Raw genomic sequence first — 13,621 nt, 5'->3', positions numbered from 1 at the left:
GAGTGCAGCCTGTTGACCCAGCCCCGTTAAATCAAGCCACTTGGGTGTTAGTAATCCGTAAGCGGAGGCCTGATCCCACGATGATCAGTGGATCGCTTTTTTCGGCTTCCACCGTTTAGCGAGCTTGAGCACTTCGAAGCGCAGTTCATCTGCTGGTGGCGTGCTTGGGTCGAACGAACCGCCATACCATTCCTTGAGACCTTCGTGTTCGGGATGTTTGGCATCAGTCATCGCCCCGAGGAATTCTTCGTATCCGGGGAAGCCGCCGACGTCTTCTGGCGGGCATCGGCCTGAGATGTCTGTCAGGCGCGGATAGAGATCGCCTGGTTTGGGATCGGTGAACTCCCCGATTTGCAGCCTGTGTTCCCAGCTATCGCCGAAGTCGTAGATGTAGCGGATGCTGCGCGCACCGGTGTCTGTCAGTACTTCGGCCAGGGTGGTTTTGTTGGCAGGCAGGTCATCACCGCCAAAGTCCGGATCGGGTAGCCCCCAAGTCGCGCCCTCTGCCTCGAACATATACAGATGCGAGTTTGTCCAACCCATAGCGGCCTGCAGCGTCAGGTGCAGGCGGTCGAGGCGGATGTCGACGGGTACCTGCAGGGTGCGGGTGACGGCGGGTTCGATGTATTCAAGGATGACCTTGATTTCGATGATGCTCATGACTGCTCCTCTGCCGACATGCCCGATTGTAATTCCATGGCAGCAGCGCGTCGATATCGGATTGTTTATGTCCGTTCACAATGGCTGAGAGCGTGTCGGTCAGATAGGCATACGGATCGACGTCGTTGAGCTTGCAAGTCTCGATCAGGGAGGCGATGACGCCCCAGTTTGCTGCTCCGGCGTCATGGCCAGCGAAGAGTGCGTTTTTGCGGTTCAAGGCAATGGGCCGGATCGTCCGCTCCACGGCGTTGCTATCCATTTCGACACGCCCATCATCAAGGAACAGCACCAAGCCGCTCCAGTATTTTGCAATGTATTTGAGTGCCTCGCCCAAAGGTGCTTTGGAGGAGACGCGGGCGCGGTAGGCCGTCACCCAAGCTTCAAATGCAGCTATCAATGGTGCTGATCGCTCTTGCCGTGCCACCATTCGGGCCTCGGCGGCCAAGCCCCGAATATCCTTTTCGATGCGGTAGAGGGTGGCGATCTGCTTCAGCCCCTCTTCTGCGATGGGCGCGATGCCGGATTGTGCAACCTCATGCAGTTTGCGCCGTGCGTGGGCCCAGCAGTAGGCCAATGCGACATTGTCATCCATGCGTTTGAGCAAGCGGTTATAGCCTGCATAGCCGTCTACTTGGAGGATGCCCGAGAAGCCTTTCAGAATGTCATCTGCATATTGCCCGGACCGCCCCGGCGCATAAGTAAAGGCAACACCGGGCGGGGCCGCGCCACCCCACGGTCGATCATCGCGGGCCAGCGCCCAAAAATATCCAGTCTTCGTTTTGCGTCTGCCAGGCTCAAGCACCGGGGCGCGGGTCTCGTCCATGAACAGCTTCGATGATCCTTTGAGATCGGCGATCAGCGCATCGAACACAGGCCGCAACTCGTAGGCCACCTTCCCAATCCATCCCGCAAGGGTAGACCGGTCCAGATCAATGCCTTGGCGGCTATAGATCTGGGCCTGACGATACAGGGGCAGATGATCTGCATATTTGCTGACCAGCACATGCGCTACCGTGGCCTCTGTCGGCATACCGCCGGGAATGAGGCGAGTCGGTGCCGGTGCTTGGACGACGCCGTTCGTGCAGGACCGGCAGGCATACTTTGGGCGGCGAGTAACAATGACCCGGAACTGCGCAGGAATGATGTCGAGGCGTTCGGACACGTCCTCACCAATCACATGGCGCTCGGCCCCGCAGCCGCAGATTGTGCTGTCGGGCGCAATCACCTCTTCGATGCGTGGCAGATGTTTGGGGAGCGACCCGCGATTGGTCTTACGCGGCTTTGCCGTGGACGGCGCAGGCGGATCGGGTCCGTATACCGTCCTGGGTTCTGGAGCGCGTAGCCATACACTGAAGCCCCATCGACCAACCCCAGCGGATCTGCTTGGATATACCTTCCCGTGGTTGGGTCATAATCCCGCATCCAGTTTTGGTGCAGACCGGATTCCAGTTGGAACCACTGCCCCGGGAAGCGCAGGTTGATGGCCTCGCCGAACGACGTCTGCACGCCTCCGAATGGCAAATAGCTGGCGGTCCAGACCTGAACTCCCGCGTCATTGGTCGCAAACACGGGCCGCCCGATGTGATCGGTGCGGACGTAATAAACCCGCCCATCCAGATGTATTCCCAGATCAGGGTCGTGCTTAGCTTTTGCATCGACACAATCTACTGACTTAAAAGAAACACTTTTTGGTTAGTTCAATTGGGACGCCATAGATTTTACAAGTTTGGTAAGCTCACCATCCTCAAATCCACTATGAACCCAGCTTGGAAGATCGCAGGTCAACCCCCAGTCATCGTCCAAGAATAGAGCATCTGTTATATACCTCCATAGGTCTAATAGCATGGTGTGGTATTTGAAACTGCGACTTAGGTTATTCTTAGTATGGTACGTAAACTTGCGATTGGTAATCCCCACGTTCCAATCAATTTTGCTGATATCGTCTACTGGTACTAATCTATCTGACCAACCCAAAAAAACGCGATCATCAGGGGTTGAAAAAACTACGAATATACCTTCGGGATATTTGGCATAAACGCCAGCAGCCTCCAAGAGACATTCATTTTTGCTTGATATGTGGAAGGAAAGATTTTCCACATCAATATAACAGCCAATCGCATGTCCACCAATACTCACACTCTCGTCAAAGGGAATAAGGCAGACCGTATTATTGGGTTCCACAATCACATCCATCCTCGTCATTCCAAAGTCCACCTAGCAAGCCACCCAACAATCCGCCTCCGTATGGTGTTGAGGGATGCCTGAAAGGTTGAAGACCATTCAAAAATCGATTTGTATCCGTAAGCGACTTAGTTGGATCTGCGTGCTTAATTGGATCAAACTTCGGCCCAAGCTTGTCCCCGTATTTTCCCAAGTTCCGGCGATAAATGGCATCTCGGAACGGCCGTGGAGTTGCCTCTTTCAAACGAGCTCCAAGACGCCTTCTTAGAGCATGCGCGGCTCTTGGTGATAATCCTTTTTCAAGCCCTCTCCTCAAGGCACTATTGTATGCATGCCTTATGGCGCCTGCCCCTTTCAACAAGCCACCAGCTCCTCCGCCCAAAGCGCCTGTTACTGTCGAGAACCCTATTTCATATGGATTGTAGCATCTAAAATCCAACCCGTGTTGCAAATATTGGTCGAGTAACGCCAAACCGAGCCCGATACCCAGGCCGATACATACCCCACCACATGCAAACTCCCCTCTCGGATCTGTATACCGTCCTGGGTTCTGCAGCGCATAGCCATACACTGAAGCCCCATCGACCAACCCCAGCGGATCTGCTTGGATATACCTTCCCGTGGTTGGGTCATAATCCCGCATCCAGTTTTGGTGGAGGCCGGATTCCAGTTGGAACCACTGCCACGGGAAGCGGAGGTTTAGGGCGTCTCCGAAGGACGTCTGCACGCCTCCGAATGGCAAATAGCTCGCTGTCCAGACCTGCACGCCCGCGTCATTGGTTGCGAAGACAGGCCGCCCAATATGATCGGTGCGGACAAAGTACACCTCTCCGCCCTCAACCACGGCGACAGCACGCCCATCCATCCAGATATATTCGCGGATCAGGGTGCTGGTGCCTGCCACCGGATCATAGAGATACTCCGCGATCCGATTGCCGTCCGGGTCGTAGATGTTGTGGATCGTCTGGCCCCTTGCGTCAAGCGATGGATATAAACGCATGCGTGAGTCGCTACCGATCAAAAATTTCTAACGCAGAATGGAAATAACGTCTTAAATGCGGATTAACCGCCCAAAGATCTTTTCTTGCTCTAAAAGATGGATCATTCCATACTCCTTCAAGAAAGTGAGTTACCAGCTGATCGATGTACGGAGTGTCTGCTTTACTAAGAAAATCTTCAATTTCTTGCCAAAAAAATACTTGTAGCTCGCTGGATTCAGCACCCAAATCCTCCATAAGTGCTAACGGGACAGACAGTTCAAAAAGCGCTTCCCCCAAAGAATGATAACCGGAATCCATTTTTATTGGTTGGTCCGCCTCTATACAACTTAAGAGATACGAAAGACACCATCTGGCATGGCCTATGTTTAGCGTAAGTCCATTGACATAGGTTACAAGCTGACTTGTTGTTAATATATCGTATACATCGCAGCGTAGTGCCAATGCATTCGAATTCATACATTTATTAAGAAGATCCAGCGACACATTTTTGCGACTGATCTGACGTTCCAATTCCACTTGTAAGTTTTCTAGCATTCTGAAGCCTCACTAGCCTTGAAGGTCAGGATTGTAGCCCGGCATATACCAAGATGGATCGCCAAATAATAAGGGGAAACTGGGTAACCTCGGTTTTAGTGACGCGCCGCATTTCCTGCACGCTTTATTGACTCTTGCAGCACAACGAGCCCAAGCTCCCTGCAAATCTCTTATTTCTGCGGCATGTCTATTGGTTCCCTTAAATTTGTCGAATGCAACATGGGATCCAATCATTCTACTCAAAACCCAGAGCTTCCCGGAAGCAGCGGCGCAACTATCATTTGCATTGCATCGCGTCTTTGTTCCTTTCGGAGGATGATAAGGTCCACCTCTTTGATGACCAGTTTTTGGGTTAATTGACTGCTCGCCTCTCGGATCAATATACCGCCCCGGGTTTTGCATCGCATAGCCATACACGCTGGCCCCATCAACCAGACCTAGCGGGTCCGCCTGAATGTACCTCCCAGTCGTTGGGTCATAATCCCGCATCCAGTTTTGGTGGAGGCCGCTTTCGAGTTGGAACCATTGGCCGGGGAAGCGAAGGTTGATAGCATCTCCAAAGGACGTCTGAACACCACCGAAGGGCAGATAGCTGGCGCTCCAGACTTGGACGCCATCCCCATCGGTCGCAAACACCGGGCGGCCTATGTGGTCGGTGCGCACGAAGAACACCTCACCGTCCTCGACCACCGCCATCGCAATCCCGTCCATCCAGATATATTCGCGCAGCAATGTAGAACTTTGCGCCACCGAGTCATAGAGATACTCCGCAATCCGATTGCCATCGAGGTCGTAGATATTGTGGATCGTCTGGCCCTCTTGCGTCAGGCGACGGATTACCTGCTGGCCGAGGGAGTTGTAGATATATTCCGCCTGCACCACCCCATCAATCGAGAAAGCCGACATCCGACCCGCGGCGTTATAAGCGTAGCCATAGCCACCGCCGCTGCGGTTGTCATAGGTGACATTGCTCAGCTAATATAAACTTAACTTTAGCTCTTAGAGTATTTTTGTAATAGAATATTTACTATTACTGAAACCGTAGCAGGTATCCAGAACGTAGTCAGAATGGCAAATGGAATTGTAAATAAATACTCAATTGGAATAAGACCACCGCTATTACGCTAAGCCATCATCTACTTGATAATAATAAGAAAATATAATATGTAATCAGTACTGAACCAGTACTGATTATGGAAAGAAAGTCTATACGAATTCTTTGTAAATACAAATTCATTACATACATCCAAACAAGGTGTGCAACTAAAAAAACACCAAGAAAGGCAAATCTATTAAAATATTTTCGATGCAAAAAAAGGTTCTTCCAATTCAACGCCCTCCTTGTGGAATATTTCTAGGGTCAGGACCCATTGATCCAACCCTATACAGGCACCTAACGAAGATCTATTATTTTAGAGCTTTTCCCTTCCCTTTTAAGTTCGGCATAGTCGTCTTCATACTCAGAGTACCACCCTAAGTTTTCTATAATTTCCCTATACGAATTTGCGGATAAAAAAAACTGGCGAGTCTCATCCTCTTGCCAAACACTATCACCGTTGATCCACCAATCTGGGTGCTCCTCTAGATAACAAAAAAGCCTCTCTTTGAGCTCCTCGACAGATCGCTTCGCCTCTTCCTTCAATTCCATATCCAAAAGAAATTTCTGTTGATAAAAGAGCCTTCTCCACCAAGTCGTCTTATGTAGCTCAATCTTTAAAACGCTATATTCAAATCCATCTATGTCCAAAATACGAATGTCATCAACGTAACCCTTATTAACGTTCAAAACGCTCAATCCATTAAACAGGGAATAGTCACTACAACTGCCCACGAACTGTCGATGCATAACGACAAAAGGTAGTTTCAGTTTTCGCAATCGCATCCCAACAACCATCCTGCTGCGGCTCCACCATACAAAGCACCTTCTGCCCCCAGAAGCCATGTGGGAGTTCCATGGAGCCAGCGACCGAAGGGGCCGAATCTGTTGGCCCTCCCCTCGAATTGGCCGTGTACTCTGTTGTGCGTCGTGCGATCTAGAGTTTTCAAATTCCACCAACCATTTTTCCAACTACGGGGGTGCCCCTTGTCTGCACGGACAATACCATGATGCGAAATGTTTGAAGAAGGCTTATTCTGAGATTGCTTAAAAGCTTTACTTACATCGCTCCACTTTAGCTTACCGACGCCTCGAAATCCATATTTCGCAGCATTCAGGTATCCTCCGCCAAACGCTCCGGCTGCGCCGGCCAAACCAACCCCCGCCCAATTGATACACTTCCACTCCCCGCCAGTCCGCCAGTGTTCTTCCGCAAGTGCGAGCCCCACAGACAGCGCTATACCTCCAGCAATAGCAAGAGGAACCGCCTCCCCCGTGGGATCAGTATACCGTCCCGGGTTCTGCAACGCATAGCCATAAACACTCGCTCCATCGACTAGCCCCAAAGGATCGGCTTGGATGTACCTCCCTGCCGTTGGATCATAGTCTCTCATCCAATTCTGGTGGAGGCCGGACTCCAGTTGGAACCACTGGCCGGGAAATCTCAGGTTGATGGTGTCTCCAAACGAGGTCTGCACACCGCCAAATGGTAAATAACTGGCGCTCCACACCTGCACGCCATCCCCGTCCGTCGCAAACACGGGTCGTCCGATGTGGTCGGTGCGCACGAAGAACACCTGCCCGCCCTCAACCACGGCGACAGCACGACCGTCCATCCAGATATATTCGCGCAGCAATGTAGAACTCTGCGCCACCGGATCATAGAGATACTCCGCAATCCGATTGCCATCGAGGTCGTAGATATTGTGGATCGTCTGGCCCTCTTGCGTCAGGCGCCGGATCACCTGCTGGCCGAGGGAGTTGTAGACATATTCCGCCTGCACCACCCCATCAATCGAGAAAGCCGACATCCGACCCGCGGCGTTATAGGCGTAGCCATAGCCACCACCGCTGCGGTTGTCATAGGTAACATTGCCCGCCGCGTCATGAGTGAAGGTGCGCGTGTGGCCGCCTGCCTCGGCAATGCTGGCCAGCCGGTTATCCGTCGGCCCGTAGCTGTAAAGGTCCGTGTCGAACTGCATCGGGTCAAGCTCCTGAGCGTAGGACAGACTGACCGCATAATAGGTCGCGGGGCCGTTAAGGTTAACGACCAGCGGCTCGGACAGGTTGTTCTGCGTGGCAAACGTGTTGCTTGCAGTTTCGATGTGGCCGTGCCAGAGCGTTGATCCTCGGTATTCCAGCTGAACTGAACCTTTGGCGTGAAGCCGTCGCGTTCGCTATCGGAATAGGCCCGCGACAGGGTCCCGCCGATCACAAAGCCATTTTGCGGCACGGACATGCCTGCGATGGCGTTGCCCCCGCCCACCGGCGTGGCGGACAGCGCCATGCCAGGCACCGCCCCATCGAGCGGCGCGGTATAGGCCGTGATGTGGCGATGGATGACCGGGGCCGTCCAGGTGACTGTCACATCGGCAGAGGTTCCGAATTGCAGCGGGACGGCCCAGAGCTCTGCATTTTCCAGTGCCAGCCCGCTCAGCCTGTGCAGCCGCGTGGCCGCAACCCCGCCAATGGTAACGCCTGAGATTTCGCTATCGGTTTCCCCTGCCCAGGCAACATTCATCAGGACATGGCGGGTCAGTCCGCCATCATCACCCAGCCACATTGTGGCAGTCTCGCTGGTCACGCCGGTCTGCTCGGCCGCCGGAACATGCTGCGATCGGACGCGTACCTTGGTGACAGCGTCGTTATTTTGCTGGTTGTTCTGGAATTTCGGGTAGCTCTCAGTGGGGATGGTGATCGGGGCATCGTTGTTATAGCGCCCAACCCCTTTGGTGATGCGAAGCCCGTCGATGTAGCCGCGCCAAGGCTTGGTGTCGCCTATAGCCAAAGCACCTGCGTTGGTTCCTACCTTGAAATCTGCCCAGCCGGTTTCTTTGCCTTCCATCACCCCATTCACGAAGAGGCGGATGACATCCCCATTTCGGGAAATTGCAAAATGGAATGGTTCTGCGCCAAGGTTCGTGGTGCCCTCAACATATCTGTATTGTCGGTTAAATCCAACCACGGGGCCAGCGAGCGTAAACTTGACGTGGCTTCTCATCCACCCCAATCCGGGACGATTGCCCGAATATCCCATTGTTACAAACCAATTTCCTTCTTCGCCTTCGGAGGTCCCTAGTATTCTGGGATTACTATAATTGCCGCTAGTATAGAATGGCCTTTGAGCAAACCCTTCGATGGTGAAGTCGCCGGTGCCAAAGTCAGCTTCCTCCTGCACGCCATAATCAAGATATCCGGCACCACCGTCCATATTCAGGGCCAGTGTTTGCCCCCCATCTGGGCTCCGTCGGTTGACAAAGTGATGGCAGGCTCACTCCATATCGCTGTTGGCGTCCCCATTTGCGCCGGACTTTCATCGTCAAAATCCGTTTCAAAACCTGCAAGATAACTTACCGATGCCCAATGGGGATCAGTCGCATCCCGTGGATGTGGCTCGGTTGGGACGGCGATCGGATCACTGCTGTCATAACGTCCGACCCCCTTCGTGATGCGAAGCTCGTCGATATGACCACGCCAGCGGTCCACTCCAACCCCTGCACCGCTCCAACCCACGTAAAATGGTCCCGACCTCCAGAAATCGAAATCAGTCCAACCCGTTGTCTCAGCTTCCATCACCCCATTGACGAACAGGCGGACCACGTCACCATTCCGAGACACAGCGAAGTGGAAAGGGTCATTGCCCAAATCGCTTGTGCCATAGACAACAGGCCGGCCAGCAACCTCAAAATAGACGCGGTTATTAGGATCTTGTGTGAGCCCAATGCGCCAGGTTCCGTTATTGAACCCGTAGTAGTCGCTTCCCAGTATGGAGTGCCAATCGTATCTGGTGTTCGGCAGTACTTGCGCAAAGCCTTCAATCGTGAAGTCATTCATACCGAAAACAATTCCAGCTTGGAAACCGTAGTCCAGATAGCCTCGATTGCCATTCGTGTTAACGGATAGGCCAAACGCACCAGTTCGTGCCGCCGCTGCCGTGCGTTGTGTCAAGGCGTCTGCGTTTTTCAATGTCGGCGCGCCCAGGCCAGAGAGGCTTTCATCAGCGTAGTCTTGCTCGAAATCAGCGAGGTATCCAACCTTGTTCCAATAGGGGTCACCTGTATTCGGGCCAGAATTACCGGGCTGTTCCACGACAGGGGCAGGCCGTATCGCGCTGGTCGCATAGCGTGTCCGGTTGCCCACACCGTCATATGCAAATGTTTTTGTGCCCTAGGGGCCCGCCGCCAAACCTAACTTATTGTCTGAGGAATAGCTAAAGGATTGGCTGTTCACCTCTGCCAGGTAGTCAACCACATCCAACAGGTTATCCCGAACACTCCAAGTATACCCCATATCTCGCAATGTGAGGCTACCGTTCAAATCTGTCTGACGCGTCAGACGATAGGAGCGGTCGTAAGTCTCGGACAGCGTTGTCCCATCACCATAGTTGAGTGACGTCACCGGCCCGTTGGAAAGGTAGGTCGCATTCGCAATGATCGGCACCGACGCGTCGGGCTGCCCAGTTTCCGGATTCAAAGTGCCAAGGTCTACAGAGAGGTCGGAAATTCTGTCATCACTATCTCTGGCAATCAGAAGTTTATGACCCGACGGATATGTCAACTCAGACAAATTACCTTCGGTATCATAGGTATACTGGGTCGTGTATTGTGCGCCTTCCACGGTGCGTGTCTCAGCTGTCGCATAGCCAAGCTCTGATCCGTATGTCAGAGAAGTCGTGCCGCTTTCGTCACTTACGTTGGCGACCTTGCCGGTTGCCAACGCATCAGCAGAACCCGGCTGGCCGTATGTGAACACCTGATCCTCTGTTGGTGATGCTGGGAAACGTTTGGCGACGAGGCGACCGCCATCATCATATTCATAGCTCGACACAAAACCGCGCCCATCGGTCATCGATGTCACCAAACCACGCAAATTGTAGGTGTAATACATCGTACCGCGGTCGATACTCACCTCGGATAGAAGCTCACCAAAGCCGTTATAGACAAAGCTTGTTTCAATCGCACGGGGGTCTGTATAACGAACAGTCTGGTCGTTTTCATTATGCCCCAACAATGTGGCGAAGCCGCGTTCATCCACTTGGCTCACAACACGGTTCAACGCATCGTAGATTTGAGAGGTGGTGCTCCCGAGACTATCTGTGGTTATCGTTAGGTTGTCTTCGACATCATAGTCGAAATCCGCCGTTTGTCCGCTGGCTCCAAGGGTGCGCATCACACGACCAAGCTCATCGAATTCTGCCTTTGCGAAGAAGCTCTCAATACCGGTGCTATCAGAATATTCGGTTCGGGTGATATTGCCCAAACCATCATATTCGAAGGACGCGACATCCCCGGATGGCGTTGTGGCCTTGCTCATCCGGCGTGCGCCGTCATAGGCGAAAGTCCAAACATTGCCGCGTGTGTTAGTGAAGGATGTCAACAAGCCTGCTTCGTCATAGGTATAGCTGCTAACCCTTGGCGATGCCCCGTCAGGGTCTTGCGCCATCTCCACCATGCGTCCTTCGACATCATAGCTGAAGCTCCAGACAATACCGTCAGGGTTCTGCACGCGCGTCGGCTGGCCCAAGGCGTTATAGGCTGTGTAGCGCGTAACCAACCCGTTTGGATCGGTCATCTCGGCCAATGTTCCGTCGTTATTATAGCTGTACGTGGTCACATCATAGACGCCGGCGGCAGGATCACCGGGGCCATCCATGCTGGTCATAACTTTCAGGCCTGATAGCAGCGTGGTATATGTATAAGTCCAATTACGAACAGCACCGTTTGTTGGGCTTGTCGCCAGAACATCCGTCTGGGAATATGTTTGTACCAGGCCATTTGCATCATAGGTGAAGGTCTCACGCAGATGCGTGGTCTCCCGCGTCAAAGGCAAACGCAGAACAGGATCCCAGGTTGTATTGCGCATCCTGGGCTCTACTCCGTTCACGTCTTCGGTTCGGCTGGTGACAAAACCACGGCTGTCACGTGTATAGGCCGTGACCGCACCATTACGCTCTGTACGTTCCGATACGAGCCCATCTGCATCATAATCCCAGCTCCGATTGCTGCCCAGACAGTTAGAACTGACAACTCCTTCGACCGAGGTAATGCGCCGGTCAGCCCCCACGCCCGTGAAGCTGTACAGCGTCTCTTTGCCCAAAGGATTGATCGTTTGAACGCGACCGTCTTCCAAGCGGTTGAATTCATAACGATCGGCATCCTCCGCATGACCTGTCGCAGCAACCTCACTGATCAAGCCATCCGCAAATCGATATTCAAACAAAGCATAGGGAAAATTTTCTCCGGCTTCATCGAGACGTCCATCCTCAATGGTCAACAGTTTTGGAGGGTACGCCACCCGGTCGTTACCGTAGGTATAGCTGGCCTGAACCTCTTGCGTGCTGGCCACAACATCCTCGATGGTAACAGTGCCGACCGTTGCCCGATATGGCATGTAGGGGTTTTCCTGGTAGGCGTAGCCAAGTCGGACTTCCGCGGGGTCAGGGCTGCGCCGTCATAGTTGGCATCAATCTCCACGCCGGAAATAAGTGACCCGCCGAAGTTTGCAGTAGCCGTTGTCGTCCACTGAAACGCTGCGCGTTGGGTCTTGTTGTCGCTCATCGATAGCAAGCGTCCATCAGCCCCGTATTCAAAAGCGATACTGTAACCATCGGACCAAATGATTTCATCCAGCAAATACATGCCCGTCGCGTCCGGTGTGAAGAATTTCTTCAAACCGCTGCTATTGCCTATCTCAAGCCGGGGCGCTCCTGCCTGCCCGGCATCAGCCATGGTCACCGAATGACCTTTCCTGGTTGGCGCGAAGGAGGCTTTATCGAAGAACAACCGCGTGCCAACACCGTCGGTGTAGATATATTTACCAGCGGAAAGCCCTAGCGTTCCTTCAGTAATCATCTCGCTGTAGTGGAAGCGCCAAATACCTGCAAAACCGTCTTTGGGATCAGCCGTGAGGAAATTTTCTACAAACCGTGAGTCTGATCGGTAATGCCGTGCAATGTGAAACCGGCGGTCCCGAGGCGAGACCCAATCCCAGGCCGTCTCTTCCTTAACAAGTTCAGGGACGCGGGTCGGATTGCTAACCTGAGCAGTATTGTTAGCCCCTACATTGGAACTAGACCTCTCTTGGGCGTCCTTTCTGGAACAGGTTGGCAATTCTTCGGGAAGGCATTTGCCAAGTGTCCGGCTGATTTCATTGCCTTCTTCATCACTAACAACGCAGACAGCTGAAATCGGAACTATGTTGGCATTATCATCCTTACAGTCGCCAGTGCTATCGCTTCTGGGAAGGAAATCATCGTACCAATAACCTTTATAGTAAAGGAATGCGGCTGGACCATCCGTACCGATACGTATTTTCAAGCAAGATTCTTCAGGCGTTGGCGCCTTTGAATCCGCAATAACATTGGTGCCCCACAATGTTTGCTGAGTGTCAGCAGTAGCAAATGATGCTTGAAGTAGAAAAATGATTCCAACGAAAATCTTAATCAAATTACGCACAGCGCATTCCCTTATGAAAATACTTGTAGATTAAAGTAGCGTGCTCACAAAATGAACACACAAAACCGTGATCATAAGAATGCTCAAGTGCAAAATGTAAAAGTACGGTTTCTGCTACTTGACGCAAATTGACCCACCATCTCTAATCTTGCTTCCTGCGAAAAGCGGCGGTTCATTCCGCCCATTCCAAAGGCTGGATTTATAGTTATTATCACGTTTACCGAGGGTCGATTCCGGGGCTCTGATGCATACATCGCCCATGAGCTACAAGCGCCACCGATACCCACCTGAAAATTATCACTCACACAGTCTTGCTTTATGGTCGCTTCAATCTCAGTCTGTGCAGATTGAGGAGATGCTATTGGAGCGCCACGACTTTCTTCCCAAATAGATCATAACGGGCAAGTTACGCTCCTACAGTACCGCGAAACGCGAGGCAGCACCCAGTTTAGATCATTGGTCACAAAAGGGGTTTAATAATGGAACCGAGAACAGCCACTTGCCATTCCAAAAGCGCGAAAGGGCAATGCAGGGCTTTAGATCACTAGGTGGGCTGCAACAATTCGTCACGGCTCATTACTTTCCTACTCCAATCAACTGTCATTCAGCCATCACGGTCCGATACCGCCAACTTGGCAATACCAGATTTACATCTGAAAGAATTGCTTTTCTTATGTAAAGAGCTTTTGAGGAGG

The 13,621-nt window shown here is 52.5% G+C and carries 11 protein-coding genes and 2 pseudogenes; 1 reads left to right on the top strand and 12 read right to left on the bottom strand.

The window, feature by feature from the left end; translation table 11 throughout:
- Positions 1–84 precede the first annotated feature (84 nt).
- From ACZ1HF_RS16070 to ACZ1HF_RS16015, 12 genes and pseudogenes are all read right to left on the bottom strand, one after another.
- Positions 85–660, bottom strand: a complete 576-nt coding sequence (locus ACZ1HF_RS16070) for a plasmid pRiA4b ORF-3 family protein (RefSeq protein WP_472658453.1) — start codon at positions 658–660, stop codon at positions 85–87.
- Positions 629–1,945, bottom strand: a pseudogene (gene tnpC / locus ACZ1HF_RS16065) (IS66 family transposase); the annotation flags it as partial. The gene ACZ1HF_RS16070 and the pseudogene tnpC, both read right to left, overlap by 32 nt.
- On the bottom strand, positions 1,882–2,229 hold the full coding sequence (locus tag ACZ1HF_RS16060; protein ID WP_472658452.1) for an RHS repeat-associated core domain-containing protein: 348 nt from the start codon (positions 2,227–2,229) through the stop codon (positions 1,882–1,884). The pseudogene tnpC and the gene ACZ1HF_RS16060, both read right to left, overlap by 64 nt.
- Positions 2,230–2,352: 123 nt before the next feature.
- The gene (locus tag ACZ1HF_RS16055) at positions 2,353–2,853 is read right to left on the bottom strand and encodes a hypothetical protein (RefSeq protein WP_472658451.1); all 501 of its coding nucleotides are present in this window, start codon (positions 2,851–2,853) and stop codon (positions 2,353–2,355) included.
- Positions 2,828–3,841 carry an RHS repeat domain-containing protein gene (locus ACZ1HF_RS16050; RefSeq protein WP_472658450.1) on the bottom strand — a complete coding sequence of 338 codons (1,014 nt, stop codon included), beginning with the start codon at positions 3,839–3,841 and terminating at the stop codon, positions 2,828–2,830. The genes ACZ1HF_RS16055 and ACZ1HF_RS16050 overlap by 26 nt, the downstream gene beginning before the upstream one ends.
- Before the next feature lie 10 nt (positions 3,842–3,851).
- Positions 3,852–4,376 carry a hypothetical protein gene (locus ACZ1HF_RS16045; RefSeq protein WP_472658449.1) on the bottom strand — a complete coding sequence of 175 codons (525 nt, stop codon included), beginning with the start codon at positions 4,374–4,376 and terminating at the stop codon, positions 3,852–3,854.
- A gap of 12 nt (positions 4,377–4,388) precedes the next feature.
- Positions 4,389–5,351 carry an RHS repeat domain-containing protein gene (locus ACZ1HF_RS16040; protein ID WP_472659070.1) on the bottom strand — a complete coding sequence of 321 codons (963 nt, stop codon included), beginning with the start codon at positions 5,349–5,351 and terminating at the stop codon, positions 4,389–4,391.
- A gap of 418 nt (positions 5,352–5,769) precedes the next feature.
- Complete coding sequence (locus ACZ1HF_RS16035; RefSeq protein WP_472658448.1) at positions 5,770–6,162, bottom strand: hypothetical protein; 393 nt, start codon at positions 6,160–6,162, stop codon at positions 5,770–5,772.
- Between the two features lie 77 nt (positions 6,163–6,239).
- On the bottom strand, positions 6,240–7,454 hold the full coding sequence (locus ACZ1HF_RS16030) for an RHS repeat domain-containing protein (protein WP_472658447.1): 1,215 nt from the start codon (positions 7,452–7,454) through the stop codon (positions 6,240–6,242).
- A 1,231-nt stretch (positions 7,455–8,685) separates the two neighbouring features.
- Positions 8,686–9,612 (bottom strand): LamG-like jellyroll fold domain-containing protein, encoded by a 927-nt coding sequence (locus ACZ1HF_RS16025; RefSeq protein WP_472658446.1) that lies wholly within the window; start codon positions 9,610–9,612, stop codon positions 8,686–8,688.
- Positions 9,613–9,639: 27 nt separating this feature from the next.
- Complete coding sequence (locus ACZ1HF_RS16020) at positions 9,640–10,785, bottom strand: hypothetical protein (protein ID WP_472659069.1); 1,146 nt, start codon at positions 10,783–10,785, stop codon at positions 9,640–9,642.
- 956 nt (positions 10,786–11,741) lie between these two features.
- Complete coding sequence (locus ACZ1HF_RS16015; RefSeq protein ID WP_472658445.1) at positions 11,742–12,788, bottom strand: hypothetical protein; 1,047 nt, start codon at positions 12,786–12,788, stop codon at positions 11,742–11,744.
- Between the two features lie 529 nt (positions 12,789–13,317).
- Between ACZ1HF_RS16015 and ACZ1HF_RS16010 the strand changes: the two are divergent.
- A pseudogene (locus tag ACZ1HF_RS16010) lies at positions 13,318–13,605 on the top strand (DDE-type integrase/transposase/recombinase); the annotation flags it as partial.
- Positions 13,606–13,621: the final 16 nt, after the last annotated feature.

The sequence above is a fragment of the Litoreibacter sp. GN1-5 genome (genome assembly GCF_055693805.1).
The sequence above is the reverse complement of the archived record's forward strand: the minus strand, read 5'-3'. Positions and strand labels throughout refer to the sequence as shown.

What these genes read in the sequence shown, in the direction of transcription:
- ACZ1HF_RS16045 (WP_472658449.1), bottom strand. Translation starts at nt 4,376, where the DNA reads ATGCTAGAAAACTTACAAGTGGAATTGGAACGTCAGATCAGTCGCAAA.
- ACZ1HF_RS16020 (WP_472659069.1), bottom strand. Translation starts at nt 10,785, where the DNA reads ATGAGCAAGGCCACAACGCCATCCGGGGATGTCGCGTCCTTCGAATAT.
- ACZ1HF_RS16050 (WP_472658450.1), bottom strand. Translation starts at nt 3,841, where the DNA reads ATGCGTTTATATCCATCGCTTGACGCAAGGGGCCAGACGATCCACAAC.
- ACZ1HF_RS16055 (WP_472658451.1), bottom strand. Translation starts at nt 2,853, where the DNA reads ATGGATGTGATTGTGGAACCCAATAATACGGTCTGCCTTATTCCCTTT.
- ACZ1HF_RS16070 (WP_472658453.1), bottom strand. Translation starts at nt 660, where the DNA reads ATGAGCATCATCGAAATCAAGGTCATCCTTGAATACATCGAACCCGCC.
- ACZ1HF_RS16030 (WP_472658447.1), bottom strand. Translation starts at nt 7,454, where the DNA reads ATGCAGTTCGACACGGACCTTTACAGCTACGGGCCGACGGATAACCGG.